28 protein-coding genes are annotated in these 24,640 nt (G+C 71.3%); 15 read left to right on the forward strand and 13 right to left on the reverse strand.

Annotated elements, in window-relative coordinates; translation table 11 throughout:
• The first annotated feature begins 43 nt into the window (after window positions 1-43).
• Both ABR738_RS06965 and ABR738_RS06970 read left to right on the forward strand, forming a co-directional pair.
• Window positions 44-934 carry an acyl-CoA thioesterase gene (locus tag ABR738_RS06965; RefSeq protein WP_350234459.1) on the forward strand — a complete coding sequence of 297 codons (891 nt, stop codon included), beginning with the start codon at window positions 44-46 and terminating at the stop codon, window positions 932-934.
• Between the two features lie 37 nt (window positions 935-971).
• Window positions 972-1,460 (forward strand): glutathione peroxidase, encoded by a 489-nt coding sequence (locus ABR738_RS06970; protein WP_350234460.1) that lies wholly within the window; start codon window positions 972-974, stop codon window positions 1,458-1,460.
• Window positions 1,461-1,527: 67 nt separating this feature from the next.
• On the opposite strand, the gene ABR738_RS06975 is transcribed toward ABR738_RS06970, so the two are convergent.
• Window positions 1,528-2,754 carry an acyl-CoA dehydrogenase family protein gene (locus ABR738_RS06975; RefSeq protein WP_350229097.1) on the reverse strand — a complete coding sequence of 409 codons (1,227 nt, stop codon included), beginning with the start codon at window positions 2,752-2,754 and terminating at the stop codon, window positions 1,528-1,530.
• A gap of 200 nt (window positions 2,755-2,954) precedes the next feature.
• Here ABR738_RS06975 and ABR738_RS06980 point away from each other — a divergent pair, with 200 nt between their 5' ends.
• Entirely contained in the window at window positions 2,955-3,608 is a 654-nt protein-coding gene (locus ABR738_RS06980; protein ID WP_350229098.1) for a TetR/AcrR family transcriptional regulator, read from the forward strand.
• A 646-nt stretch (window positions 3,609-4,254) separates the two neighbouring features.
• On the opposite strand, the gene def is transcribed toward ABR738_RS06980, so the two are convergent.
• Window positions 4,255-4,800, reverse strand: coding sequence for a peptide deformylase (def, locus tag ABR738_RS06985; protein WP_350229099.1), 546 nt, complete (start codon window positions 4,798-4,800; stop codon window positions 4,255-4,257).
• A gap of 117 nt (window positions 4,801-4,917) precedes the next feature.
• Between def and ABR738_RS06990 the strand changes: the two genes are divergently transcribed.
• The 7 genes from ABR738_RS06990 to ABR738_RS07020 all read left to right on the forward strand — a co-directional run bounded on the left by ABR738_RS06990 (window position 4,918) and on the right by ABR738_RS07020 (window position 11,315).
• Window positions 4,918-6,165, forward strand: a complete 1,248-nt coding sequence (locus ABR738_RS06990) for a Mur ligase family protein (protein ID WP_350229100.1) — start codon at window positions 4,918-4,920, stop codon at window positions 6,163-6,165.
• Between the two features lie 25 nt (window positions 6,166-6,190).
• Complete coding sequence (locus ABR738_RS06995) at window positions 6,191-6,919, forward strand: type 1 glutamine amidotransferase (RefSeq protein WP_350229101.1); 729 nt, start codon at window positions 6,191-6,193, stop codon at window positions 6,917-6,919.
• Between the two features lie 166 nt (window positions 6,920-7,085).
• Window positions 7,086-8,111: a 6-phosphofructokinase gene (locus tag ABR738_RS07000; protein WP_350229102.1), complete on the forward strand. Its 1,026-nt coding sequence runs from the start codon at window positions 7,086-7,088 to the stop codon at window positions 8,109-8,111.
• Between the two features lie 103 nt (window positions 8,112-8,214).
• A complete protein-coding gene (locus tag ABR738_RS07005) occupies window positions 8,215-9,171 on the forward strand; it encodes a cytochrome c oxidase assembly protein (protein ID WP_350229103.1) in 957 nt (318 codons plus the stop codon).
• A gap of 64 nt (window positions 9,172-9,235) precedes the next feature.
• Window positions 9,236-9,397, forward strand: a complete 162-nt coding sequence (locus tag ABR738_RS07010; RefSeq protein ID WP_350229104.1) for a hypothetical protein — start codon at window positions 9,236-9,238, stop codon at window positions 9,395-9,397.
• Window positions 9,398-9,493: 96 nt separating this feature from the next.
• Window positions 9,494-10,195, forward strand: a complete 702-nt coding sequence (locus tag ABR738_RS07015) for a lysophospholipid acyltransferase family protein (RefSeq protein ID WP_350234461.1) — start codon at window positions 9,494-9,496, stop codon at window positions 10,193-10,195.
• A 94-nt stretch (window positions 10,196-10,289) separates the two neighbouring features.
• Entirely contained in the window at window positions 10,290-11,315 is a 1,026-nt protein-coding gene (locus tag ABR738_RS07020; RefSeq protein WP_350229105.1) for an NAD-dependent epimerase/dehydratase family protein, read from the forward strand.
• Window positions 11,316-11,400: 85 nt separating this feature from the next.
• On the opposite strand, the gene ABR738_RS07025 is transcribed toward ABR738_RS07020, so the two are convergent.
• From ABR738_RS07025 to ABR738_RS07065, 9 genes are all read right to left on the reverse strand, one after another.
• Window positions 11,401-12,978: an alpha/beta hydrolase gene (locus ABR738_RS07025; RefSeq protein WP_350229106.1), complete on the reverse strand. Its 1,578-nt coding sequence runs from the start codon at window positions 12,976-12,978 to the stop codon at window positions 11,401-11,403.
• 151 nt (window positions 12,979-13,129) lie between these two features.
• Window positions 13,130-13,897, reverse strand: coding sequence for an urease accessory protein UreD (locus tag ABR738_RS07030; protein WP_350229107.1), 768 nt, complete (start codon window positions 13,895-13,897; stop codon window positions 13,130-13,132).
• Window positions 13,885-14,562 carry an urease accessory protein UreG gene (ureG, locus tag ABR738_RS07035; protein WP_350229108.1) on the reverse strand — a complete coding sequence of 226 codons (678 nt, stop codon included), beginning with the start codon at window positions 14,560-14,562 and terminating at the stop codon, window positions 13,885-13,887. The genes ABR738_RS07030 and ureG overlap by 13 nt, the downstream gene beginning before the upstream one ends.
• 320 nt (window positions 14,563-14,882) lie before the next feature.
• Window positions 14,883-15,557 (reverse strand): urease accessory protein UreF, encoded by a 675-nt coding sequence (locus ABR738_RS07040; protein WP_350229109.1) that lies wholly within the window; start codon window positions 15,555-15,557, stop codon window positions 14,883-14,885.
• A 14-nt stretch (window positions 15,558-15,571) separates the two neighbouring features.
• Window positions 15,572-17,293: an urease subunit alpha gene (locus ABR738_RS07045; RefSeq protein ID WP_350229110.1), complete on the reverse strand. Its 1,722-nt coding sequence runs from the start codon at window positions 17,291-17,293 to the stop codon at window positions 15,572-15,574.
• Window positions 17,286-17,597, reverse strand: a complete 312-nt coding sequence (locus ABR738_RS07050) for an urease subunit beta (protein WP_350229111.1) — start codon at window positions 17,595-17,597, stop codon at window positions 17,286-17,288. Before ABR738_RS07050 ends, ABR738_RS07045 begins: the two co-directional genes overlap by 8 nt.
• Window positions 17,598-17,611: 14 nt before the next feature.
• Window positions 17,612-17,914, reverse strand: a complete 303-nt coding sequence (locus tag ABR738_RS07055) for an urease subunit gamma (protein WP_350229112.1) — start codon at window positions 17,912-17,914, stop codon at window positions 17,612-17,614.
• 261 nt (window positions 17,915-18,175) lie between these two features.
• Window positions 18,176-18,457: a type II toxin-antitoxin system Phd/YefM family antitoxin gene (locus ABR738_RS07060; protein ID WP_350229113.1), complete on the reverse strand. Its 282-nt coding sequence runs from the start codon at window positions 18,455-18,457 to the stop codon at window positions 18,176-18,178.
• 140 nt (window positions 18,458-18,597) lie between these two features.
• Window positions 18,598-19,290, reverse strand: coding sequence for a lysophospholipid acyltransferase family protein (locus ABR738_RS07065; protein WP_350229114.1), 693 nt, complete (start codon window positions 19,288-19,290; stop codon window positions 18,598-18,600).
• A 252-nt stretch (window positions 19,291-19,542) separates the two neighbouring features.
• Here ABR738_RS07065 and ABR738_RS07070 point away from each other — a divergent pair, with 252 nt between their 5' ends.
• The 3 genes from ABR738_RS07070 (at window position 19,543) to ABR738_RS07080 (ending at window position 21,486) form a co-directional block, all read left to right on the forward strand.
• Window positions 19,543-20,172: an ATP-dependent Clp protease proteolytic subunit gene (locus ABR738_RS07070; RefSeq protein ID WP_350229115.1), complete on the forward strand. Its 630-nt coding sequence runs from the start codon at window positions 19,543-19,545 to the stop codon at window positions 20,170-20,172.
• A gap of 6 nt (window positions 20,173-20,178) precedes the next feature.
• Complete coding sequence (locus ABR738_RS07075; RefSeq protein ID WP_350229116.1) at window positions 20,179-20,487, forward strand: hypothetical protein; 309 nt, start codon at window positions 20,179-20,181, stop codon at window positions 20,485-20,487.
• 525 nt (window positions 20,488-21,012) lie between these two features.
• The gene (locus tag ABR738_RS07080) at window positions 21,013-21,486 is read left to right on the forward strand and encodes a C40 family peptidase (RefSeq protein WP_350229117.1); all 474 of its coding nucleotides are present in this window, start codon (window positions 21,013-21,015) and stop codon (window positions 21,484-21,486) included.
• Window positions 21,487-21,541: 55 nt separating this feature from the next.
• On the opposite strand, the gene ABR738_RS07085 is transcribed toward ABR738_RS07080, so the two are convergent.
• On the reverse strand, window positions 21,542-21,976 hold the full coding sequence (locus tag ABR738_RS07085; RefSeq protein ID WP_350229118.1) for an ATP-binding protein: 435 nt from the start codon (window positions 21,974-21,976) through the stop codon (window positions 21,542-21,544).
• A gap of 263 nt (window positions 21,977-22,239) precedes the next feature.
• Between ABR738_RS07085 and ABR738_RS07090 the strand changes: the two genes are divergently transcribed.
• The gene (locus tag ABR738_RS07090) at window positions 22,240-23,094 is read left to right on the forward strand and encodes a helix-turn-helix domain-containing protein (RefSeq protein ID WP_350229119.1); all 855 of its coding nucleotides are present in this window, start codon (window positions 22,240-22,242) and stop codon (window positions 23,092-23,094) included.
• A gap of 31 nt (window positions 23,095-23,125) precedes the next feature.
• On the forward strand, window positions 23,126-23,347 hold the full coding sequence (locus ABR738_RS07095) for a DUF397 domain-containing protein (RefSeq protein WP_350229120.1): 222 nt from the start codon (window positions 23,126-23,128) through the stop codon (window positions 23,345-23,347).
• A 33-nt stretch (window positions 23,348-23,380) separates the two neighbouring features.
• Here the strand turns inward: ABR738_RS07095 and ABR738_RS07100 are convergent, their stop codons facing one another.
• Window positions 23,381-24,523: an 8-amino-7-oxononanoate synthase gene (locus tag ABR738_RS07100; RefSeq protein ID WP_350229121.1), complete on the reverse strand. Its 1,143-nt coding sequence runs from the start codon at window positions 24,521-24,523 to the stop codon at window positions 23,381-23,383.
• Window positions 24,524-24,640 lie beyond the last annotated feature (117 nt).

The following is a 24,640-nucleotide window of genomic DNA, read 5'->3' on the forward strand; positions in this document are numbered from 1 at the left end:
CGAAGTGGAGCCGCACCCCATGACGGAACCCATGACGGAGTCCCTGCCGAACCCGGCCGAAAGACTCGTCGATCTGCTCGACCTCGAACAGATCGAGGTGAACATCTTCCGTGGCCGCAGTCCCCAGGAATCCCTCCAGCGGGTCTTCGGCGGCCAGGTCGCGGGCCAGGCGCTCGTCGCGGCCGGGCGCACCACGGACGGCGAGCGGCCGGTGCACTCGCTGCACGCCTACTTCCTGCGGCCCGGCCGCCCCGGCGTGCCGATCGTGTACCAGGTCGAGCGGGTCCGCGACGGGCGGTCCTTCACCACGCGCCGGGTCACCGCCGTGCAGCAGGGCCGCACGATCTTCACCCTGACCGCGTCCTTCCACCGCCCGGAATCCGGCAGCATCGAGCACCAGCTCCCGCCGCGTCTCGACTTCCCCGAGCCGGAGTCGCTGCCCACCGTCAGCGACGAGATCCGCGAGCATCTGGGGGCGCTGCCCGAGGCGCTTGAGCGGATGGCGCGCCGCCAGCCGTTCGACATCCGCTACGTGGACCGGCTGCGCTGGACGCCCGGGGAGATCAAGGACGCCGATCCGCGCAGCGCGGTCTGGATGCGGGCGGTCGGCCCGCTCGGCGACGACCCGCTGGTGCACACCTGCGCGCTGACCTACGCGAGCGACATGACGCTCCTGGACGCGGTGCGCATCCCGGTCGAGCCGCTGTGGGGGCCGCGCGGCTTCGACATGGCCTCGCTCGACCACGCGATGTGGTTCCACCGGCCCTTCCGCGCGGACGAGTGGTTCCTGTACGACCAGGAGTCCCCGGTCTCCACGGGCGGGCGGGGTCTTGCCCGGGGCCGGATCTACAACCGCGCGGGCGAACTGCTGGTGTCGGTGGTCCAGGAAGGCCTCTTCCGTCCCCTGCCCCCCACCGACGCCACCGACGCCTGATCAACTCACCTTTCCCCAGAAGGAGTTACCCATGAGCATGAGCCTGTACGACATCCCGCTGCGCACCCTGACCGGCGAGCCGGCCTCGCTCGCCGACTACAAGGGCCGGGCCGTGCTCGTGGTCAACGTGGCGTCCCAGTGCGGCCTGACCCCGCAGTACGCGGGCCTTGAGCGGCTGCAACAGCAGTACGGCGAGCGGGGCCTGACGGTGCTCGGCGTGCCGTGCAACCAGTTCGGCGGCCAGGAGCCCGGCAGCGCCGAGGAGATCGGCACGTTCTGCTCGGCGACGTACGGCGTGACCTTCCCGCTCCTGGAGAAGACCGACGTGAACGGCGAGGGCCGCCACCCGCTCTACGCGGAGCTCACGAAGACGGCGGACGCCGACGGCAAGGCCGGCGACATCCAGTGGAACTTCGAGAAGTTCCTGCTCTCCCCGCAGGGCGAGGTGGCCGCGCGCATTCGCCCCCGCACCGAGCCGGAGGCCCCCGAGGTCATCACCCTCATCGAGGCCAACCTTCCGGCCTGATCAGCTTTCACGACGCACGGGCGCCCCGCCCTCGGACCGAGGACGGGGCGCCTTCACGTGCCGGCGGCTACCGGATCGGCATGCCCGAGAGGGTGCGGGCGATGACGAGGCGCTGGATCTCGCTCGTGCCTTCGAAAATGGTGTAGATGGCGGCGTCCCGGTGCATGCGCTCGACCGGGTACTCACGGGTGTACCCGTTGCCGCCGAGGATCTGGATGGCCTGGGCCGTGACCTTCTTGGCCGTCTCGCTCGCGTACAGCTTGGACATCGAACCCTCGGCCGACTCGAACTTCTTGCCCGTGGTCGCCATCCAGGACGCGCGCCACACCAGGAGGCGGGCGGCGTCGATCTGGGTGCGCATGTCGGCGAGCTGGAAGGCGACGCCCTGGTTGTCGATGATGGGGCGGCCGAACTGCTCGCGGGTCTTGGCGTATTCGAGGGCGTAGTCGTACGCCGCGCGCGCGGTGCCGACCGCCATCGCGCCGACGGCCGGGCGGGAGGCCTCGAAGGTGGCCATGGCGGCGTTCTTGACCCGCTCGCCCTGGGTCCTGGCCTTCTCGCGGGAGCGGGCGAGTCGTTCGTCGAGCTTTTCCTTGCCGCCCAGCAGGCAGTGTCCGGGTACGCGGACGTCTTCGAGTACGACCTCTGCGGTGTGCGAGGCGCGGATGCCGTGCTTCTTGAACTTCTGACCCTGCGTCAGGCCCGGGGTGCCCGGCGGCACGATGAAGGAGGCGTGGCCCTTGGAGCCGAGTTCGGCGTCGACCACGGCCACTACGACATGGACGTTGGCGATTCCGCCGTTGGTGGCCCACGTCTTGGTGCCGTTGAGGACCCACTCGTCCTTGGCCTCGTCGTAGACGGCTCTGGTGCGCATGGAGGCGACGTCGGATCCGGCGTTCGGCTCGGACGAGCAGAACGCGGCGACCTTGACGTCGGTCACATCGCCGTACATCTGGGGGATCCAGGTGCCGATCTGTTCCTCGGTGCCGTTGGCCAGGACGCCGACGGCGGCGAGTCCGGTGCCGACGATGGACAGCGCGATGCCGGCGTCGCCCCAGAACAGTTCCTCCATGGCCACCGGGATGCCGAGACCGGTGGGGTCGAAGAACTGCTGCGCGTAGAAGTCGAGGGAGTAGATTCCGACCTTCGCGGCCTCCTGGATGACCGGCCAGGGGGTCTCCTCGCGCTCGTCCCACTCGGCGGCGGCGGGGCGGATCACGTCCTTGGCGAAACCGTGCAGCCAGTCCCGGACCTGCTTCTGGTCGTCGTTGAGATCCATCGTGAACTCGGCCATGACCCCTCCACCACTCCCTGCGTTACTTGCGGTAACCGCAGTCTGTTACCGACGGGTAGCCGATGTCAACCGGCCTCGGGCCCGGCGGCGCCGGGGCCTGCGGGGGTGTTACGTTGCGCAAGGCTTTCTGGAGACGAAGACCCACAGAGCACGCGGTGCACGCAGCACGCGGTGCACGCAGTACGGGCGGGGAGAGACCCATGGAGACCACGCAGCAGGCCGAGCAGCAGCGTACGGCGGCCGAGCGCCGGCGGCGCGAACTCCTGGAGGCGGCGGACCGGGTGGTGCTGCGGGACGGTCCGAAGGCGTCGATGAACGCGATCGCGGCGGAGGCGGGCATCACCAAGCCCATCCTGTACCGGCACTTCGGCGACAAGGGCGGCCTCTACCGGGCGCTCGCCAAGCGCCACACCGACGCGCTGCTCGCGGCGCTCAGGTCCGCGCTCGACGCGCCGGCCGAGCGCCGCGAGCGGGTCGAGGCGACGCTTGAGACCTATCTCGCGGCGATCGAGGCGCGGCCGCAGGTCTACCGCTTCCTGATGCACCCGGCGGAGGACGCGCCCGCGCCGGAGCCGGAACAGGGCTTCGACGTGGGCCGCCACTCGGCGCCGCTGCTGCGGCGCATGGGTGAGGACCTGGGCGTGGTCATAGCCGAGCGGATCGATCTCGGGCCGGGCGGGGAGGTGCTGGCGCGGGTGTGGGGCCACGGGATAGTCGGCATGATGCATGCGGCCGGTGACTGGTGGCTGGGTGAACGACCCTGCTCCCGCGCGGAGTTGGTACGGGCGCTGGCGGATCTCCTGTGGGGCCGCCTCGCAGCCGCCGCCGACCGCGCGGGGGGCCCCGCGTTCTGACCCTGGCGGGGGGCGGCCCGTGCGTGCTGGTCGCGCAGTTCCCCGCGCCCCTGGGAGGGTCGGTGCCGGCAAGCACCAGCAACCTCAGCCCGTCCGGCGGGGGGCCCCGCGTTCTGACCCTGGCGGGGGGCGGCCCGTGCGTGCTGGTCGCGCAGTTCCCCGCGCCCCTGGGAGGGTCGGTGCCGGCAAGCACCAGCAACCTCAGCCCGTCCGGCGATTGAGGACGAGCGCCCTTCAGGCGCGGACCGGGCCCGGGGCGGAGCCCCAGGAACCCCGGCTGCGGACCGTGCGAGGCCGCTCGCGCAGTTCCCCGCGCCCCTGGCAGGGCTGGTGCCAACCCGCATGCGCATCCTCAGCCTGTCCGGCGATTGAGGACGAGGCCGTTCAGGCCGAACGGGGTCTGGGGCGGAGCCCCGGGGACCCTGGCTGCGGACCGTGCGAGGCCGCTCGCGCAGTTCCCCGCGCCCCTGGCAGGGCTGGTGCCGGCCCGCATGCGCATCCCCAGCCCGTCCGGCGATTGAGGACGAGGCCCTTCAGGCCGAACGGGGTCTGGGGCGGAGCCCCGGGGACCCTGGCTGCGGACCGTGCGAGGCCGCTCGCGCAGTTCCCCGCGCCCCTGGCAGGGCTGGTGCCCGCGACGGGGAGGTCAGGCGGGGCGGGACCAAGGGGATTTGCGGATGGCGCGCCGCAGGCGGGCACCGTGGCGGCCCGCCACCCGGTCGGCGTACACCACACCGTCGAGGTGATCGCACTCGTGCTGAAGGCACCGCGCGAAGAACCCGGTCCCCTCGACCCGCACCGGCGCGCCGGAGCAGTCCACCCCCTCCACCACCGCCCGGTCGAAGCGGGAGGTCGGCGCCTCGAGACCCGGCAGGGACAGGCACCCCTCGGGCCCCTTCACCTCGACGCCGTCCGCCTCGACGAGGCGCGGGTTGACGACGTACCCAAGATGCCGCACATCCTCGTCGTCGGGGCAGTCGTACACGAACACCCGCTGACAGACGCCGATCTGGTTGGCCGCCAGGCCGACCCCGTCGGCCGCGTACATCGTGGCGAACATGTCCTCGACGAGGCGGCGCAGCGCGGGCCCGAAGTCGGTGACGGGCTCGCAGGGGGCGTGCAGGAACCGGTCGCCGAGGAGACTCATCTCTCTTACGGAGCCGGAACTGCCGGGAATGGGACGGTGGCGCATGGGCGCAAGAGTACGTTCCACGGGGCGCGGGCCGTTTCGGATGGTGGCGCGGTTCGGGGCGCTGACCGGATCTCGATAGGCTGACACCTGACCCAGGCGCAAGGAGGATCAAGGACGATGTCAGGACACGTTGGAGGTGCCGGGCCCCTGTCACCGCGAGCCAAGCTGGCGGTGACCGCGGGCAAGGCCGCCGCGGCGGTGTCGCGCGCGGCGGGCCGGGGCAGTGGATCGGTGATCGGCGGGCGCGTCGCGCTCAAGCTCGACCCGGATCTGCTCGGGCGGCTCGCCACTCATCTGGACGTCGTCCTGGTGTCGGCGACGAACGGCAAGACGACCACGACCCGGCTGATCGCCGAGGCACTGCGGGCCAGCGGCCCGGTGGTGTCGAACGCGCTCGGCGCCAACATGCCGGCCGGTATCACGTCGGCGCTCGCGGGTGGTTCGGACGCGAAGTACGGCGTGATCGAGGTCGACGAGAAGTATCTGGCGGGTGTGGCGCGCGATGTGACGCCGAAGGCGATCGCGCTGCTCAACCTGTCGCGCGACCAGCTCGACCGCGCCGCCGAGACCCGGATGCTCGCCGAGAAGTGGCGCGAGGGGCTGTCCGGCTCGAAGGCCGTGGTCATCGCCAACGCGGACGACCCGCTGGTCGTGTGGGCGGCGTCCTCCTCGCCCAACGTGGTGTGGGTGGCGGCCGGTCAGGAGTGGAAGGACGACGCCTGGTCCTGCCCCGCCTGCGGCGGCGTGATGCAGCGCCCCGGCGACGACTGGTTCTGCGGCGAGTGCGGTTTCCGCCGCCCCGCGCCCAGTTGGGTCCTCAACGGCGACTACGTCCTTGACCCGCACGGCTCGGCCTGGCCGATCCACCTCCAGCTGCCCGGCCGCGCCAACAAGGCCAACGCCGCCACCTCGGCCGCGGTCGCCGCGGTGTTCGGGGTGCCGCCGCAGGTCGCCCTGGAGCGCATGTACCAGGTGCAGGCGGTGGCGGGCCGCTACGACGTGGTCAGCTTCGCCGGCCGTGAGCTGCGGCTGCTCCTCGCGAAGAACCCGGCGGGCTGGCTCGAAACGTTTTCCCTCATCGACCCGCCGCCGACCCCGGTGGTCCTGTCCGTCAACGCGCGCGGCGCCGACGGCACGGACACCTCGTGGCTGTGGGACGTCGACTACACCCGGCTCGCGGGCCACCCGATCTTCGTGATCGGCGACCGCAAGCTCGACCTGGCGGTGCGCCTGGAGGTCGCGAACCTGGACTTCCGGGTCTGCGAGAGCCTGGAGGAGTGCACCCAGCTCGCGCCGCCCGGCCGGATCGAGCTGATCGCCAACTACACCGCTTTCCAGGACGTCCGCCGCGTCGTCGGCAACTGACCCCAGCAAGGAGCAAGCAAGCGACATGGCAGACAACAGCCTGCGCCTCGTGTGGGTCTACCCCGACCTGCTGAGCACCTACGGCGACCAGGGCAACGCCCTGGTCGTGGAGCGCCGGGCGCGCCAGCGCGGCCTGGAGGTCCACCGGCTCGACGTCCGCAGCGACCAGCCGATCCCCACCTCCGGCGACATCTACCTCATCGGCGGCGGCGAGGACCGGCCGCAGCGGCTCGCCTCCGAGCGGCTGCGCCGCGACGGCGGCCTTGAGCGCGCCGCGTCCAACGGCGCGATCATCTTCTCGGTGTGCGCCGGCTACCAGATCCTCGGCCACGAGTTCGTCAACGACCTCGGCGAGCGCGACCAGGGCCTCGGCCTGATCGACGTGGTCTCCACGCGCGGCGAGGGCGAGCGGTGCGTCGGCGACGTGCTCGGCGACATCGACGAGCGCCTTGGCCTGCCGCAGCTGACCGGCTTCGAGAACCACCAGGGCATCACGCACCTGGGCCCCACGGCCCGCCCCTTCGCCCGGGTCCGCATGGGCCGGGGCAACGGCACGGGCGACGGCACCGAGGGCGCGTACAACGACACCGTGTTCGGCACGTACATGCACGGCCCGGTCCTCGCGCGCAACCCGCAGATCGCGGACATGCTCCTGAAGCTGGCCCTCGACGTGAACGCGCTGCCGCCGACCGACGACCGCTGGTACGAGGCGCTGCGCGCCGAGCGCATCGCGTCGGCGACGCAGCCCGCGTAGGGCCGCGCCAGCCGGCCCCGGCCGGCGCCGGACTCGTACCTTCCTACGACGTCCATCAGGCGGACCTCCGATTCGGCCCCCGTCACCCTGCGCCGGTAGGGTGACGGGGATCCAACCGGACGACGTGGTCCGGTCGTCGGCCCACGTTGCAAAGGTTCTCCGGGCAATGCGAATTGGTGTGCTCACCTCCGGCGGCGACTGCCCCGGCCTGAACGCCGTCATCCGATCCGTCGTGCACCGCGCCGTGGTCGACCACGGCGACGAGGTCATCGGCTTCCACGACGGGTGGAAGGGCCTGCTCGAAGCCGACTACCGCAAACTCGACCTCGACGCGGTCGGCGGCATCCTCGCCCGTGGCGGCACCATTCTCGGCTCCTCCCGCGTCCAGCCCGCGCATCTGCGCGACGGCGTGGAGCGCGCCAGGGGCCACGTCGCCGAGCTGGGCCTCGACGTGATCATCCCGATCGGCGGCGAAGGCACCCTCAAGGCCGCGACGCTCCTGTCGGACGCGGGACTGCCGATCGTCGGCGTGCCCAAGACCATCGACAACGACATCGCGTCGACCGACGTCACCTTCGGCTTCGACACCGCCGTGGGGGTCGCGACCGAGGCCCTTGACCGGCTGAAGACCACCGCCGAGTCCCACCAGCGCGTGCTGATCGTGGAGGTCATGGGCCGCCACACCGGCTGGATCGCCCTGCACTCCGGCATGGCCGCCGGCGCCCACGCCATCGTCGTCCCCGAGCGTCCCTTCGACATCGACGAGCTGACCGAGCTGGTCGGGCGGCGCTTCTCGGCGGGCAAGAAGTTCGCGATCGTGGTCGTCGCCGAGGGCGCCAAGCCGCGCGAGGGCTCGATGCAGTTCGACGTGGGCGGCACCGACATGTACGGCCACGAGCGTTTCGCGGGCGTGGCGCGTCAGCTCTCCATCGAGCTGGAGCGGCGTCTGGACAAGGAGGCGCGGCCGGTCATCCTCGGCCACGTCCAGCGCGGCGGCACGCCCACCGCGTACGACCGGGTGCTCGCCACCCGTTTCGGCTGGCACGCGGTGGAGGCCGCCCACCGGGGCGAGTTCGGCATGCTGACCGCGCTGCGCGGCACCGACATCGTCATGGTCCCGCTCGCCGAGGCGACGGCCACCCTCAAGACCGTCCCGGCCGAGCGCTACGCCGAAGCGGAGTGCGTCCTCTAGATTCCGACGGATGTGTACGCGAGGAACCGCCCCCGGCCGCACCACCGGCCGGGGGCGGTTCTAGTCTGGTGCGGGACAACCGGTACGAATCAGGAGTCAGCGGATGGATCACAGCGGGCACGGCATGGACATGAACATGGACCTGCCGCCGTTCACGCTGGCGCGGGGCCTGGAGTGGTCGGCCGACTCCTTCTTCCTCATCGGCTGTCTGCTCGGGCTCGCCCTGTACGCCTGGGGCGTGGTGCGGCTGAGGCGGCGCGGCGACAGCTGGCCGGTCAGCCGGATGATCCTGTGGGCCGTGGGCGTCCTGACGATCGCGCTGGTCATGTGCACCAAGCTCAACGACTACGGCATGGTCATGTTCAGCGTGCACATGGTGCAGCACATGGTGATCAGCATGCTCTCGCCGATCCTGCTGCTGCTCGGCGCGCCCGTGACACTCGCGCTGCGCGCGCTCCCGGTGGCGCCGCGCGGCCGCAAGGGGCCACGCGAGCTGCTGCTCATGCTGCTGCACAGCCGGTACATGAAGATCATCACGCACCCGGCGTTCACCATCCCCCTCTTCATCGCCAGCCTGTACGGGCTCTACTTCACGCCGATCTTCGACTTCCTGATGGAGTCGAAGACGGGGCACATCGCGATGATGGTCCACTTCCTCGCCGTCGGTCTGGTCTTCTTCTGGCCGATCATGGGCGTGGACCCGGGTCCGCACCGGCCCGGCTATGTGATGCGGATGCTGGAGCTCTTCGCGGGCATGCCGTTCCACGCCTTCTTCGGCATCGCCCTGATGATGGCGAGCGAGCCCATGATCGGCACGTACAGGAACCCGCCCGCATCGCTCGGCATCGAAGCGCTCACCGACCAGCAGGCGGCGGGCGGCATCGCCTGGGCGTTCAGTGAGATCCCCTCCGTGCTCGTGCTGATCGCCCTCGTCTTCCAGTGGTACGCCACCGAGAAGCGCCAGGCCCGCCGCACCGACCGGGCCGCCGACCGCGACGGCGACAAGGAACTCCAGGCCTACAACGCCTACCTCTCCTCGCTGAACACCCGCGGCCAGTAGCGCGGGGCCCCCTCGCGGGGGGACGATGGTCCTCACGGCGCCCGCCGGCAGGAAGGGGAGCGTGATGCCCCGTTCGACGAGGTCGATGATGGTGCTCACCCTGGCGATGCTGGTGGTGATCACCGCGTACACGGTGGCTCTGGGGAGCAACGGCTGGCTCTGGTTCGGCTGGGTGGTGCTCGGGCTCACCGCGATGGGGACGGCGGCGGTGTCGCGCGGCACCTGAGCCCGCTCCCCGGAGGGGATCCGCGCCGACGATGGTTACAGCCGCCGGGGCCCGCCCCTACACTGGCCACCTTTCCGCATGGTGAGGAGCTGGTGGGTGCTCTACTACGTCCTCAAGTACGCCGTCCTCGGCCCCCTGTTGAGGCTGCTGTTCCGGCCGCGGCTGGTGGGGCTGGAGCATGTCCCCGAGGAGGGCGCGGCCATCGTCGCGGGCAACCACCTCTCGTTCTCCGACCACTTCCTGATGCCCGTGATGCTCAAGCGGCGCATCACCTTCCTCGCCAAGCAGGAGTACTTCACCGGGCCCGGCGTCAAGGGCCGGCTGACCGCCGCGTTCTTCCGCGCGGTCGGGCAGATCCCGGTGGACCGCTCGGGCAAGGAGGCCGGGCAGGCGGCGATCCGCGAAGGGCTCGGGGTGCTCGCGCGGGACGAACTGCTCGGCATCTACCCCGAGGGCACCCGCTCGCCCGACGGCAGGCTCTACAAGGGCAAGGTGGGGGTGGCGGTGATGGCGATCAGGGGCGGCGCCCCGGTGATCCCGTGCGCCATGGTGGGCACCTTTGAGATCCAGCCGCCGGGACAGGCCCTGCCGAAGATCAAACGGGTCTCGATCCGCTTCGGCGCACCGCTCGACTTCTCCCGGTACGCGGGGATGGAGGGCGAGAAGGCGGTCCTGCGCGCCGTCACGGACGAGATCATGTACAAGGTCATGGAGCTCTCGGGCCAGGAGTACGTGGACCGGTACGCGGCCGATGTGAAAGCGGAGCAATCCCGCAGGTTCCGGGGCATCATCGGCTGAGCCGGGAAGTTCCCGGTACCGCTCGGCCCTGGGCGGATCCGCGCACGGCGGAAGAGTCTGGCCCCGGTGATCATCTCCGGCGTAGCTTCCCGGTATGGACAACAAGACAGCATTCGTATTGGGAGCCACAGGACAGATCGGGCGGGCCGCGGTGCGCGCGCTCGCCGAGGACGGCTGGTCGGTGCGGGCCGCCTCCCGAGGCGGTGGGCAGGATTCCGCCTGGCCCGCGTCGGTCGAGGCGGTGCGGCTCGACCGCGAGGACGACGCCCAGCTCGCCGCCGCGCTCGGTGACGGCGCGGACGTGCTGGTCGACATGGTGGCGTACGACAAGCGGCACGCGCGGCAGCTGACCGGGCTCGGCGACCGGATCGGATCGGTGGTGGCGATCTCCACCGGCGCGGTGTACGAGGACGATCAGGGGCGCGGCTTCGACACGACGTCGGGCCCGGCCGGCCCGCCGTGCTACCCGGTGCCGATCCCGGAATCGCTCGGCACGGTGGCGCCCGGCGACGCCACGAACAGCACCCGGAAGATAGATCTCGAGCGGGAGCTGCTGGAGTCGGCGCTGCCCTCGACGCTGCTGCGGGCCGGCGCGGTCCACGGCCCCCACTGCCGGAGCCCGCGTGAACTCCACTTCGTGAAGCGGGCGTTGGACCGGCGGCCGGTGCGGATCCTGGCGTTCGGCGGCCGCAGCCGCTTCCATCCCGCGCACGTGGACAACATCGCCGAGCTGATCCGGCTGGCAGCCCTCCGGCCGGGCTCGCGAATACTGAACGCCGCGGATCCAGAGGCACCCACGGTCGCGGAGATCAGCGCGGCCGTCGACGACGTGCTCGGCGCGCACGGCGAGATCGTGCCGGTGGAGGGCCTGCCGGACGGCGGCGTGGGCCTGACTCCGTGGAGCGGCCCGCACCCCATCGTGTACGACATGTCGGCGGCCGAGCGGGAGCTGGGCTACCGGCCCGTGACCGGGTACGTGGAGTCGCTGCCCCGCACGGTCGAGTGGATCGCGGGGCAGCTGGAGGGCCGGGACTGGCGGGAGGCCTTCCCGGCGATGACCAAGTACGGCGACCTGTTCGACTACGCGGCCGAGGACGCCTGGCTGGCCGGACGGCACTGACCCGGGCCGAAGCGGCGCGAAGGGCGCTCGGAACGGCGCGAAGGGCGCCCGGAGAGGTTCCGGCCGCCCTTCGCTCAACTGCCTTCTACGGCACGGGAGTCGCGTGCGGGGTGCACGTGAAGTCCGCGCTGTCGGTCTTACCGGTGAGCAGGTAGTCGTCCACGCGCGAGTTGACGCACGGGTTGACGAGACCGGTCACACCGTGCGAACCGGCGCCCTTCTCGATGATGAGGCGCGAGTTCTTGAACGCCTTGTGCAGCTCGACGGCGCCGTGGAACGGGGTGGCGGCGTCATTGGTGGACTGCACGATCAGGACCTGCGGGAGACCCTTGCCGGTCTTGACCTTGACAGGGGTCTGCTGCTTGGTGGACCAAGTGGCGCACGGCAGGTTCATCCAGGCATTCGACCAGGTCAAGAACGGGTAGTCCTTGTTGAGGCGGGTGTTGTCCCGGTCCCACTTGCGCCAGCTGGTGGGCCACTTGGCGTCGGCGCACTCGATGGCGGTGTAGACCGCGTTGCTGTTCTCCGAGGCGATGTTGCCCTTGATGTCCGACATGTCGGAGGCGGCGGCCGCGACGACCGGCTTGGAGTCACCCGACGCGTAGGCGCTGAGCGCCTTGGCGACCGGCACCCAGTACGAGTCGTAGTACGGGGCCTTCTGGAAGTACCCGAGGAGTTCGGCCGGGCCGACCTTGCCGTCGAGCGGGCTCTTCTTGGCGTCGGCGCGCAGCTTCAGCCAGTGCGCCTCGACCTGGGCCCGGGTGGTGCCCAGGTGGAAGGTGGCGTCGTACTTGGCGACCCAGTCCTCCCACTCGTTCCAGCGGGCCTGGAAGGCGACGTCCTGCTCCAGGTTGGCCTGGTACCAGATGTTGTCCTGGTCCGGGTTGACCACGCTGTCCACGATCATGCGGCGCACGTGCGAGGGGAAGAGCGTGCCGTAGACCGCGCCCAGGTAGGTGCCGTAGGAGACGCCCAGGTAGTTGAGCTTCTTCTCACCGAGTGCGGCGCGGATGACATCCAGGTCGCGGGCGGTGTTGGGGGTGGTCATGTACGGCAGCATCCAGCCGCTGCGCTCGGCACAGCCGTCCGCGTACTCGGCGGCGAGCTTGCGCTGGGCGCGCTTGTCGGCCTCGGTGTCGGGGACCGGGTCGGCCTTGGGGCCCTTGGCGTACTCCTGGGGGTCGACGCACGAGATCGGCGTGGAGTGACCCACACCGCGCGGGTCGAAGCCCACGAAGTCGTACGCCTTGGAGGTGTTGGTCCACAGCGGGTTCTTCTTGGTCACCCGGGTCGGGAACGCCATGCCCGAACCGCCGGGGCCACCCGGGTTGTAGACGAGAGCACCCTGGCGCTCGGCCTTGGTGCCGGTGCTCACGGCGCGGTCGACGGCCAGCTTGATCTGCTTGCCGTAGGGCCGCGCGTAGTCGAGCGGAACGCTCACATAGCCGCACTGGACGGGCTTGGCGAACGCCCAGTCGGCCGGGCAGTCGGTCCAGTCGATGCCCTGCTTGGCCGCGCGGTCGGCCGCGACCTGCACGCCACGCGCCTCGGACCAACCGTGGTTCCGGTTGTCGGCTTGGGCGACCGGGGCCGCTATCGCGCCCACCAACAACGTGCCCGCGATCAGTGTGCCGGCCGAGCCGAGCACTGCGGTGCGTCTCAAGTGGTACCTCCCCCTGCTGAAGTGCGCTGTCAGTCTCAGCGCTCCATTTGGGCCTGTCGGGGGATCCTTTCGTCTGTGAGCACCCTGTGCACAGGCCGGACAGGTGTTTCTTTACCGAACCGATAGCCGGATGGAGGGTTCCGCTGAGCGGTCACGACGCGGGACCGTAGGCGCGCAGGGCGTCGTCGAGCGTCCGGCGCAGCAGTCGGGCGTCCGGGGCCAGGGCCGTGACGAGGAAGGCGGGCCCCATGAGCGGGGTGAGCACCGCGTGCGCGCCGAGCAGCCGGGCCTCGACGGGCCGGTCGGTCAACTCCTGGCCCACCACGAGCAGTTGGCCCGCCGCGCGGTGCCCGCCCAGCACCGCGCCGCCGTCCCAGCCGCCGGGCGCCCCCGGCCCGAACGCCAGCTCCTGGTCGAGCAGCGGCCGGCACGCGCGGTGCACGGTGAGACGGGTGGCGAGCGTGCCGGGGGCTTCGCCGTGCCGCCCGAGCACCTGCTCCTCACGGAAGACCAGGCGGGCGCCGGGCGCGAGTTCGATCCGGGTGCGCATGCGCAGGTCGCTGCCCCGGGCGCAGATGAGCGGTTCCGGCAGCCAGCGCAGCTCGCCGCCCTCGGCCACGGTGAGCCTCACGTCGTAGTGGGCGCGCTCACCGCCACGGCCGGGCAGGGCGATGGTGGCGGCGGCGGAGTCCACGTCGAGCCGCGCCCCGGCGCGCACCTGTGCCTCGATGGTGATCCGGTCGCCGCCGAGCGGGGCGCTCATGGCCCCGACGACGGTCACCCGGTGGTGGGCGCCCCGGGCCCGGGTGCGGCGCAGGGCGAGCGGGCCCTGCCCCTCGAGGACGGGCAGGCCCTCGGGGGTGGCGACGATACGGGCGGTGGCGCGCACCCCGGCCGCGCCGAGCGTCACGCCTTCCATGCCGCCAGCTGCTCCCCCACCCACGCCGCGACCTCGCCGACGCCGGCCTCGGACCGCAACGACTGGAAGACGACCGGGAGTTCGGCCCGCTGCTCCTTCGCGTCGCGGGCCATGCGGCCGAGGTCGGAGCCGACGTAGGGGGCGAGGTCGGTCTTGTTGACCACGAGCAGGTCGGCGGTGGACACGCCCGGACCGCCCTTGCGCGGGATGTCGTCGCCGCCGGCCACGTCGATGACGAAGATCTGGGCGTCGACAAGTCCCTTGGAGAAGGTGGCGGTGAGGTTGTCGCCACCGGACTCGACGAGGATCAGATCGAGCGGTCCGACGGCGTCCTCCAAGTCCTCGACGGCTTCGAGGTTGGCGGAGATGTCGTCGCGGATCGCGGTGTGCGGGCAGGCCCCGGTCTCGACGGCCTGGATCCGCTCGGGCGGCAGTACGGCGTTGCGCAGCAGGAAGGCGGCGTCCTCGCGGGTGTAGATGTCGTTGGTGACGACGGCGATGGACAGCCGGTCGCGCAGGGCACGGCAGAGCGCGGCGACCGTGGCGGTCTTACCGGACCCGACGGGCCCGCCGAGCCCGATGCGCAACGCGCGGCGCGAGCCGTCGGGCCTGCGGGCGTCGGCGCTGACGGCGGCGGATCCTTCGTGGGAGTGACCGAGATGCATGGGATCTCCAAGGGTGAGAAGGGACGGGGGTTGAGGCTGCCGGGACCTTCCGAAGCTCCGGGCGGACCCAGCCCCCTCAGCCCGTCATGGGGGTCCCCCCTGGCCCTTAAGGCCTTGGGGGAGACTGAAGGCGAACGCCGTCGGAGCAACGGGGCCGAGGCCGCCGGGACCTTTCGAAGCTCCCGGCGGGCCCAGCCCCCTCAGCCCGTCATGGGGGTCCCCCCTGGCCCTTAAGGCCTTGGGGGAGACTGAGGACGAGCGCCGTTCAGGCGCAACCGGGGGTCCGGGGGCGGGAGCCCCCGGGACGCAGGGAGACACCGCTACGACGCGAACAGCCGCACCGGCCACCCCGCATGCGCCTCGGCCATGATGTCCAGGAGCGGAGCGGACAGCGCGGGCAGTGCGTCCAGGCCGTCCACCACCGCCTCGGCCGCCGCGACCGCGGCCCGCCGGGCCACCGTGTCCAGCTCCGGCGCGAGCCGGGCGAGCACGGCCGTCGCGTCGAACGGGTCGAGGCTCAGCAGCCGTACGACCGCCGTGGCGGGCCCGCTGACCGCCTCGTACGCCGCGCAGTGCCCCGCGTCCTCGGGCCCGAGCCCTGCGGCGCGGGCGGCGAGACCGAGGACGACCGGCTGATGCGCGCCGCGCGCCCGCGCGGCGGCCAGCGCGTCGAGTTCGGCCGACGGCCAGGTCGCGCGGGCCGCCCGGGTCAGCTGGCGCCCGAGCTTGCGGGCGGTGGCCCGCAGCGCGGGGGACGGGGTGCGGGCGTCGGCGGCCTCGTCGAGGGCGAGCGGGTCCAGGCCCGCCGCCGCGGCGGCGGCGAGTGCGGCGGCGGTCAGTCCCGTGGTGTGCAGCCGGCCCCGGCAGAACTCCGCCAGGTCGGCCGCGTCCCGGACGCGTCCCGCCTTGACGGCCGCTTCGGCGCCACCGGAGTGGGCGTGGCCACCGGCGGGGAAACGGCCGTCGGCGAGGACGAGCAGAGCAGCGCGACTCATGTGATGACAACCCGTCAGAAGAGGAAGTACCGCTGGGCCATGGGCAGTTCGGCGGCGGGCGCGGGCTCCACCACGTCTCCGTCGATGGTCACGGTGAAGGTGTCCGGGTCGACGCGGACGTCCGGCAGCGCGTCGTTCTCCCGCATGTCCGCCTTGCCGACCCGCCGGGTGTTCTTGATGGCCACGAACTCCTTGGCCAGACCCAGGCGTTCGGGCAGCCCGTCGTCGAGGGCGGCGGAGGAGACGAAGTTGAAAGAGTTGGCGGCGGGCGCCTTCCCGTACGCCCCGAACATGGGCCGGGGCAGGATCGGCTGCGGGGTCGGGATCGACCCGTTGGCGTCGCCCATCTGCGCGTACGCGATCTGACCGCCCTTGATGACGAGCTGGGGTTTGACGCCGAAGAACGCCGGCTCCCACAGGACCAGGTCCGCGAGCTTGCCGGTCTCCACGGAGCCGATCTCGTGGTCGAGGCCCTGGGCGACCGCCGGGTTGATGGTGTATTTGGCGACGTAACGGCGGACGCGGTGGTTGTCCGCGCGTCCGTCGCCCGGCAGCGCACCGCGCCGCACCTTCATGACGTGCGCGGTCTGCCAGGTCCGCAGCACGACCTCGCCGATGCGGCCCATGGCCTGCGAGTCGGAGGAGAGGATCGAGATGGCACCAAGGTCGTGGAGGAAGTCCTCGGCCGCGATCGTGGAGGGGCGGATGCGGGACTCGGCGAAGGCCAGGTCCTCCGGGACCGCCGGGTTGAGGTGGTGACAGACCATCAGCATGTCGAGGTGTTCCTCGATGGTGTTGACGGTGTGCGGCCGGGTCGGGTTGGTGGAGCTGGGCAGCACATGGGGCTGCGAGACGACGGTGATGATGTCCGGCGCGTGCCCGCCGCCCGCGCCCTCGGTGTGGTAGGCGTGGATCGAGCGGCCCGCGATGGCGGCGAGCGTGTCGCCGACGAAGCCGGCCTCGTTCAACGTGTCGGTGTGGATGGCGAGTTGGGCGCCGGTCTCCTCGCAGACACTCAGGCACGCGTCGATGACGGCGGGCGTGGCGCCCCAGTCCTCGTGGATCTTGAACCCGAGCGCTCCGCCGCGCAGTTGGGAGCGCATGGCGTCCCGGGACATCGTGTTGCCCTTGCCGAGCAGACCGATGTTGACGGGTGAGTTCTCCAGGGCGGCGAACATGCGGGCCAGGTGCCAGGGGCCCGGCGTGATGGTGGTGGCCTTGGTGCCCTCGGCGGGTCCTGTGCCGCCGCCGACCAGGGTGGTGATGCCCGAGGAGAGCGCCTGGTCGATGAGGGTGGGTGAGATGAAGTGGACGTGGGTGTCGACGGCTCCCGCCGTGAGGATTTTGCCGTTGCCCGCGATGATCTCGGTCTCGGGTCCGATGACGAGGTCGGGGTGGACGCCGTCCATGGTGTCGGGGTTCCCGGCCTTGCCGATTCCGGTGATGCGGCCGTCGCGGATGCCTACGTCGGCCTTGACGATGCCCCAGTGATCGATGATCAAGGCGCCGGTGACAACGGTGTCGGGGGCGCCTTCGGCGCGGGTGGTCCGCGCCTGGCCCATGGACTCGCGGATCACCTTGCCGCCGCCGAACACCGCCTCGTCCCCCGCGCGGCCCGGGCCGCCGCAGCGGTCCTCCTCGATCTCGACGAGCAGGTCGGTGTCGGCGAGCCGGATGCGGTCGCCGAGGGTGGGGCCGAACAGGTCGGCGTAGACAGCACGGTCGAGGTCAGTCATCGAGGGCACCTCCGGTCTCGGCGCGCAGACCCGGCACGACGCGCCGTCCGGACAGCGGGATCAGTTCCACGTCGACGGGGATGCCGGGCTCGAAGCGCACGGCGGTGCCGGCGGCGATGTTCAGTCGCTTGCCCCGGGCAACCGTACGGTCGAAGTCGAGACCGGGGTTGGCCTCGGCGAAGTGGTAGTGGGAGCCGACCTGGACGGGCCGGTCGGCGGCGTTCACCACGGTCAGCCGCACACTTTCCCGGCCCTCGTTGAGGGCGACGGGTGTGTCGGCGAAGAGGATTTCTCCGGGAATCACGGTGGCCTCTCCCGTCAGACGATCGGGTCGTGGACGGTGACCAGCTTGGTGCCGTCGGGGAAGGTGGCCTCGACCTGCACATCGTGGATCATCTCCGCGATGCCCGGCATGACGTCGTCGCGGCCGAGCACCTTGCGCCCCGAGGCCATCAGTTCGGCGACCGTGCGGCCGTCGCGGGCGCCTTCGAGGATGTGCGAGGTGATGAGGGCGACGGATTCGGGGTGGTTCAGTTTCACCCCGCGGGCTCTGCGCTTCTCGGCCACGTCGGCGGCCACATGGATGAGCAGCCGTTCCTGCTCGTGCGGCGTCAGTTGCACGCTTCCCACCTCACAGTCGTGCCTTCCGTCCACGGGCAGCCGCGCACGGACTCAGCGGCGTCGAGGCGGAGGCCTACCGGACGGGGCACTTCCACTCGGACGCAGCGGAACCGTATCCGACTTCAACATCCTGTTGAACGGCATCTCCCGGCCCCTCGGCCAGGCATTGCACGTTAGGGCGGAAGTTTTTCCGGCACGTTAACTGACGCTTTAGGAACGCGTGATCATCGCGGCCCCGCCGACGTGGCCCGGCGCCTGCCCTCAACCCCGCCGCGGATCCTGGTGCTCGGCGGCGATCCCGAAGCGGCGGGACTCCGCGGGAGCGGCGGGCATCAGGGGGTGCACCGACGAGAGCGCACTGGTCGCCCGCTGCTCCTCCGGCTCCGGCTCGGCCTCCAGTTTCTCCAGGTCGGCGGCGGAGACCAGCGCGACGAGCGGCTTGCCGTGGCGCGTCACCACGACCCGCTCCCCGCCGTACACCACGCGGTTGATCAGCTCCGCGAGCTCTGCGCGGGCTTGCGTCACCGGAATCTCGTAGGCCATGTGCTCCAGCTTAGACGCCGCCCCTCGCCCCCGTGAGGCCCGCGCGGAACGGCTTGACCGCAGGTCACAGGGGTGGGGGCGGGCCTGCGGGCGCGGGCCCGGCGCCGGTACGGCGAGCGGGCCGCGCCCCGAGTGGCAGGTCAGGCGGCCGCGGCGTCCGCTTCGCGCGCTCCCCTGGCCTCGGCCGCGTACACGTCCACGTACTCCTGCTCGGACAGCGTGCGCACCGCGTACATGATCTGGTCCGTCACGGCCCGCAGCACCAGACGCTCCTCCTCAAGACCCGCGTAGCGGGAGAAGTCCAGGGGCTCACCGAAGCGGAGCATCACCGGTACGCGCCGGGGCAGCCTGCGCCCCTTGGGCTGGGCCTCGAACGTTCCGATGATCGCGACCGGCACCACCGGGGCGCCCGAGCGCAGCGCCATCGCGGCCACCCCGACCTTGCCCTTGTACAGCCGTCCGTCGTGCGAACGTGTGCCCTCGGGAAACACCCCCAACGCCGAGCCCCCGTCCAGGACTTGGAGCGCGGTGTCGAGCGCGGCGCGGGCCGCTTCCTTGCCCGAGCGGTCGACCGGGATCTGGCCGAGCGCGCGGAAGAAGGCCGCGGTGGCGCGGCCGGTGAGGCCCGGCGCGGTGAAGTACTCCTGTTTCGCCAGGAAGGTCAGGCGGCGCCTGAGCACCACCCCGAGCAGGAACTGATCGGTGAACGACTGATGGTTTCCCGCGATGATCACCGCACCCGTCCTTGGCACCCGCCCGCTCCCCTCCACGCTCGGGCGGAGCAGCCACCGCAGCAGCGGCGACAGCACGAGACGCAACGCGTAATAGAACACGTCAGTAAGCCCTCTCCCCAGGTGACCCCCGCGCCGCCGCACGCTAGCCATCGCCGAAGGCAGCCGGGAGAGCGCCTATCGCGCCAGACCCCGCATCCGACGGCGTGATCTCTCGCTCGCCCACAGCGAAACCGCCGCCGGCCTCTTGCCTCGTGCGTGCTCCCCGACGGATGCTCGAACCCGGCGCTTCTGTACGTCCTGTACGTTTTTCACGGAGGCCGCCCCCGAGGTCCGGTCAAGGAGAGGTACGCCATGAACCACCGCCCCGCCGCCCGCTACGTGCTGCCCGAGTTCCAGGAGCGCACCACCAACGGCGTCCGCACGCTCGATCCGTACTCCAAGCTCTTCGAGGAGCGGATCATCTTTCTGGGCACACCGGTCGACGACGCCTCCGCCAACGACGTGATGGCCCAGCTCATGCACCTGGAGCACGCCGATCCGGACCGGGACATCTGCCTCTACATCAACTCACCCGGCGGCTCGCTCACCGCGATGACCGCGATCCACGACGCGATGAGGTTCGTCACCTGCGATGTGCAGACGTTCTGCCTGGGGCAGGTGAGTTCGGTCGCGGCCGTGCTCCTGGCGGCCGGGACGCCGGGCAAGCGCATGGTGCAGCCGGCGTCACGGGTGCTCCTCAAGGAGCCGGCCATGGAGGAGCCGCTGCGCGGCCAGCCGTCCGATCTGGAGATCCAGGCGGCGGAAGTACTGCGCGGCCGCGCGCTGTTGACCGGGCTCCTGGCCCAGTACACCGGGCGCGCCGCCGAGCAGGTGGCCGCCGACATCGAACGGGACCTGGTCCTGGACGCCAAGGCGGCGGTGGCGTACGGGATCGCCGACCACGTCCTAAAGAGCCGCAAGACCTCCGCGCGCGGGAACTGAGGCGCCGTGCTGCCGCCGGAACTGCCGCCGCTGCCCGCGCTCACGCGCGCCGAAGGCGAGTTCATCGACGCCTATCTCGAAGTGGTCGACCTGCTCGGCCGGGTGAACCCGGCGCACGGCCATGACACCTACAGCGCGTTGCGGGCGGCGCAGGCCCTGGTGGGACGGGCGGCCGCGCTCAAGGACGCCCTCACCCTCATGCATCTGCGCGGGGAGACACGGGTGCACGCCAGCACGTTGACGCGGGCGCTTCGCGTCCTGGACGGCGAGCGCCGCGCGGGCCGCCTCACGGTGCCGCCCGGGACGGGGAGTTAGGGGCGCCGCGCGGCCCCGGCGGCACTCGACGCGCTCACCGGGCCGACGAAACGGACCAGATGGAGTACCCCCTTTCGGCCCACCCGCGGCTCCACCCACTGACCCTTATGAGTTGCTTATGGCGGCCGCTCCTCTGCGGAATCGATCCTTCCGCCGCTGGTACGAGCCTGGTCAGGACCGGTCGAGAAGGGGTTGAAGTGCCCGTGTCCACCCGAATGGGGCAGGCGTGAGCAGTCTCACACAAACCCGTTTCGGTCCGGTAATCCGACAGTCGTTGCGTGAAGATCCCTGAGACGACAAGCCCCCGCCACCTCGGCGAGGCGGTCCGGGCGGACGCCGAGTCCTGCCGCCGTTCCGGACGACTGGTCGACAGGAGTGGACCGGCAGGAGTGGAGGACCCGAGTACTTCGGGAGGGCCGGGGAGCCGGCCCTCCCTCGGGGTGAAGCCGCGCACGCGGCCGGGCGTCTTCGCCAGTCCGAACCCGACAGGTCATCCTTCGCAGGCGGTTTGACGAAGGGTTGCGCATGACCGCGCGGACGTACATCCCGTCCCTGGCTGTCCGCCTGGGCACCGTCTGTGCCTTCGCTCTCGCGGTGACGGGCGCCACGACGCTGGTACCGGGCGCCACGCCGGAAGCGAACGCCGCCGCCGTGGCCGCCAGGGCGCTCCATGTGGCCGCGTCCAAGAAGGGCTCGCCCTATCAGTACGGCGCCTCGGGTCCCTCACGCTTCGACTGCTCGGGGCTCACGCTGTACTCGTTCAAGCAGGCGGGCCGCCACCTGCCCCGCTCGGCGCAGCAGCAGTACAACACCTCCCGGCACGTCTCTGCTTCCTCGCGCAAGGCCGGCGACCTGGTGTTCTTCCACTCCGGAGGCAGCGTGTACCACGTCGGCATCTACGCGGGGGGCGGCCGCATCTGGCACTCGCCCAAGTCCGGGACCGTGGTGCGCCTGGAGCGGATCTGGAGCCACAGCGTCTGGTACGGGCGCGTGGGCTGATGGGCGCTCAGAGTCCGGCCCGGGCGGGGCGCCCCGGCGCGGGCTGCACGGGCGGCTATCCGCCCTGGACCGCCGTCGGCCACGGCAGTGCGATCGAGACCGTTTTGCCGCCGTCCTGCGTCGGCTCGACGGACAGCCTGCCCCCGGACTCGGCGGCCAGCCAACGGATGATGACCATGCCCCGCCCGTTGTCCTGCTGCACGGCCGCGGGCAATCGTTTCGGCCAGCGCGGATGACTGTCGGTGACGCCGATCCTGAGCACTTCCTCGCGCTCAAGGCTCAGGTCCACCGTGAAGGTGGGCGACTGGCCGAAGGTGTGCTGCACGGCGTTGGTGGCGAGCTCGGAGACGATGAGCCGCACCGTGTCGACCGCGTCGGCGTCCGGCGGCAGGCCCCAGTCGGCCAGGATCGTGGCGGCGTAGCGCCGTGCGGCGGAGACCGAGGCGGGATCGCTCGGCAGAGTGAGGGTTGCTTCGAGATGGTCTGCCATGGCGACGCTGTCCCTTTCCCGCCCGGGCCGGCTCTGAGACTCCTGGCGAATGCGCGCTCGCGGAGAGGACGACAGGCCTCGGACTGTGCTTCGCGTCAGAGTGGCACTCATCGTGCCGGTCCCGGGCGCCATCCACCAAGATATGCATATATCTGTCGCTCAAAGCAGTGAACTCTGCGACGGAAGACCGTATTTGGGCCCACACTTACCCATCGCCGAAGACGAAGGAGGCAACAGAGCCGACAGAGCCAGAGGAGGCGGCCATGGGGCACGGACCGGCGGTGCGCAGACGCAAGCTCGGCGAGGAACTGCGGCGGCTGCGCGACGACAGGGGGCTCACCAGTGGCGAGGCGGCCGCTCTGGTCGGCTGGCACCAGTCGAAGGTGAGCCGGATCGAGACCGGCCGCAGCGGGGTCAAGCCGGCGGACGTGGCCCGGCTGCTCGACGCCTACGGCGAGCGTGACCCGCGAATGCGTGCGCTGCTGGGCGCGTTGGCGGATTCGGCGGGCGGCGCGGAGGCGGGCTGGACGCACGCGTACCGCGGCCTGCTGGCGCCGCAGTACCGGGACTTCATCAGCCTGGAGTCACAGGCGCGTTCGGCCCGGACCCTGGAGACCTCGGTGGTGCCGGGCCTGTTGCAGACGCCGGCGTACGCGCGGGCGGTGACGCGGGCCGCGCTCGGGGGCCTCGCCCCGAAGGAGGTCGACTCCCTCGTGGAGGTGCGGATCGCCCGCCAATTGGTGCTGCGCGCCGACCCCCCGCTGATGCTCAGCGCGGTACTGGACGAGGCGGTGCTGCGCCGCAGGATGGGCGGGCCCGCGACCATGCGCGAGCAATTGCGCCACCTTGTGGAACTGGCCGCCCTGCCCCAGGTGCGGCTCCAGGTCATCCCTTTCCATTACGGCGGCTATGTCGGGCTCACCGGCCCTTTCACGATGTTTTCGTTTCCGGCCAATTCAGATCTGGATGTGGTTGTTGTCGACCACTTGACGAGTAGCCTCTATCTGGAGCGGAGAGAAGACCTGGAGGCGTACGGCGCCGCGTTCCGGACCGTCCAGGCACTCGCGCTCTCCATGGAGGACTCGTTGGATCTCATCGCCCTGATGGCCCGGGAATGACCGGGCCGGGCCGGGCGAGTGGGGAGGCATGATGTCCGCGCATCCCGCGCACGTCCCTTCCAGTCACCTTCTCACCCAGGCCGCGTGGCGGCGTCCGCGTCGCAGTGTGGGCATGAACAACTGCGTCGAGACGGCACGGCTCAATGGCGAGCTGCTGGCCGTACGCGACTCGAAACGCACTGCGGGACCCGCGCTGCTCTTCGGCGCGCCGGCCTGGCACCGCTTCATCTGCCTGGTGGCAGAAGGGAACTGATCGCCCATCAGTTGGCTGGCGAACCAGTAGCACTCAATTCGTGGGCGCGGTCCGCAGGATCGTGCCCACCGCCGTCTCGATCTGACGCTCCGTCAGGTCGGCCCGGGCCGTCAGACGGATGCGGGAGACGCCGTCCGGCACCGACGGCGGCCGGAAGCAGCCGACCGCGAGCCCGGCCGTGCGGCAGTCGGCGGCCCAGGCCATCGCCGCCTCCGGCGAGGGAGCCCGCACGGAGACCACCGCCGCGTCCGGGCGCACCGCGGCGTGCCCCGCCGAGGTGAGGCGCGCGTGCAGCTCGGCGGCGACGGCCCGGGCGCGCCCCGCGCGTTCCGGCTCCGCGCGCAACAGCCGCAGCGCGGCGAGCGCGGCGCCGACCGCCGCCGGGGCGAGCCCGGTGTCGAAGATGAAGGTGCGGGCGGCGTTCACCAGGTGCCGGATGACGCGAGCCGGGCCGAGGACCGCGCCTCCCTGGCTGCCGAGAGACTTGGACAGGGTGACGGTGGCGACCACGTCGTCCGCGCCCGCGAGCCCCGCCGCGTACGGGGCGCCACGGCCACCGGCGCCGAGCACTCCGAGCCCGTGCGCGTCGTCCACCACCAGGGCCGCCCCGAACTTCCGGCATTGCGCGGCCAGTTGGGGCAGCGGGGCAGCGTCGCCGTCCACCGAGAACACGGTGTCCGACACGACGAGCGCGGGGCCGCCGTGCGCGTCGAGCGCCTTGCGGACGGCCTCGGGATCGGCATGCGGCACCACATCCGTTCGCGCGCGGGCGAGCCGGCAGCCGTCCACGATGGAGGCGTGGTTGCCCGCGTCGGAGACGATCAGGGAGCCGTGCGGGCCGAGCGCGGTGAGGGCCGCCAGGTTGGCCGCGTACCCGCAGGAGAAGACCAGGGCCGCCTCGAAGCCGCAGAATTCGGCGAGTTCGCGCTCCAGCTCCGCGTGCAGCGCGGTGGTGCCGGTGACGAGCCGGGATCCGGTGGCGCCGGCGCCCCAGCGGCGGGCCGCGTCGGCCGCGCCCGCCGTCACCGCCGGATGCCGGGTCAGGCCCAGATAGTCGTTGCTCGCCAGGTCCAGCAGGTCCTGCCCGGCCTCGCGCGGACGGAGCGTTCGCACCAGGCCGGCGCGCTCGCGGCGCTCGGATTCGCTGTCGATCCAGTCGAACGGCGCTCGCAACATGGTGGCGTCCCTTTTTGTAGGCTGCCGACAGACCCTAGCCGGTGGTCCGGCAGGTCAGGGTGTGGCGATACACACACCTCAAACCCCCTGTGTTGTGGGATACCTACCTTGGCCAGG

Origin of the sequence: Streptomyces sp. Edi4 (genome assembly GCF_040253615.1) — a bacterium.
GTDB lineage: Bacteria > Actinomycetota > Actinomycetes > Streptomycetales > Streptomycetaceae > Streptomyces.

Excerpts from the sequence above, each read along its gene's own strand:
- ABR738_RS06970 (WP_350234460.1), top strand. The coding sequence starts at position 972 with ATGAGCCTGTACGACATCCCGCTGCGCACCCTGACCGGCGAGCCGGCC.
- ABR738_RS06975 (WP_350229097.1), bottom strand. The coding sequence starts at position 2,754 with ATGGCCGAGTTCACGATGGATCTCAACGACGACCAGAAGCAGGTCCGG.
- ABR738_RS06980 (WP_350229098.1), top strand. The coding sequence starts at position 2,955 with ATGGAGACCACGCAGCAGGCCGAGCAGCAGCGTACGGCGGCCGAGCGC.
- def (WP_350229099.1), bottom strand. The coding sequence starts at position 4,800 with ATGCGCCACCGTCCCATTCCCGGCAGTTCCGGCTCCGTAAGAGAGATG.
- ABR738_RS06990 (WP_350229100.1), top strand. The coding sequence starts at position 4,918 with ATGTCAGGACACGTTGGAGGTGCCGGGCCCCTGTCACCGCGAGCCAAG.
- ABR738_RS06995 (WP_350229101.1), top strand. The coding sequence starts at position 6,191 with ATGGCAGACAACAGCCTGCGCCTCGTGTGGGTCTACCCCGACCTGCTG.
- ABR738_RS07000 (WP_350229102.1), top strand. The coding sequence starts at position 7,086 with ATGCGAATTGGTGTGCTCACCTCCGGCGGCGACTGCCCCGGCCTGAAC.
- ABR738_RS07005 (WP_350229103.1), top strand. The coding sequence starts at position 8,215 with ATGGATCACAGCGGGCACGGCATGGACATGAACATGGACCTGCCGCCG.
- ABR738_RS07010 (WP_350229104.1), top strand. The coding sequence starts at position 9,236 with ATGCCCCGTTCGACGAGGTCGATGATGGTGCTCACCCTGGCGATGCTG.
- ABR738_RS07020 (WP_350229105.1), top strand. The coding sequence starts at position 10,290 with ATGGACAACAAGACAGCATTCGTATTGGGAGCCACAGGACAGATCGGG.
- ABR738_RS07030 (WP_350229107.1), bottom strand. The coding sequence starts at position 13,897 with ATGGAAGGCGTGACGCTCGGCGCGGCCGGGGTGCGCGCCACCGCCCGT.
- ureG (WP_350229108.1), bottom strand. The coding sequence starts at position 14,562 with ATGCATCTCGGTCACTCCCACGAAGGATCCGCCGCCGTCAGCGCCGAC.
- ABR738_RS07040 (WP_350229109.1), bottom strand. The coding sequence starts at position 15,557 with ATGAGTCGCGCTGCTCTGCTCGTCCTCGCCGACGGCCGTTTCCCCGCC.
- ABR738_RS07045 (WP_350229110.1), bottom strand. The coding sequence starts at position 17,293 with ATGACTGACCTCGACCGTGCTGTCTACGCCGACCTGTTCGGCCCCACC.
- ABR738_RS07060 (WP_350229113.1), bottom strand. The coding sequence starts at position 18,457 with ATGGCCTACGAGATTCCGGTGACGCAAGCCCGCGCAGAGCTCGCGGAG.
- ABR738_RS07070 (WP_350229115.1), top strand. The coding sequence starts at position 19,543 with ATGAACCACCGCCCCGCCGCCCGCTACGTGCTGCCCGAGTTCCAGGAG.
- ABR738_RS07080 (WP_350229117.1), top strand. The coding sequence starts at position 21,013 with ATGACCGCGCGGACGTACATCCCGTCCCTGGCTGTCCGCCTGGGCACC.
- ABR738_RS07085 (WP_350229118.1), bottom strand. The coding sequence starts at position 21,976 with ATGGCAGACCATCTCGAAGCAACCCTCACTCTGCCGAGCGATCCCGCC.
- ABR738_RS07090 (WP_350229119.1), top strand. The coding sequence starts at position 22,240 with ATGGGGCACGGACCGGCGGTGCGCAGACGCAAGCTCGGCGAGGAACTG.
- ABR738_RS07095 (WP_350229120.1), top strand. The coding sequence starts at position 23,126 with ATGTCCGCGCATCCCGCGCACGTCCCTTCCAGTCACCTTCTCACCCAG.
- ABR738_RS07100 (WP_350229121.1), bottom strand. The coding sequence starts at position 24,523 with ATGTTGCGAGCGCCGTTCGACTGGATCGACAGCGAATCCGAGCGCCGC.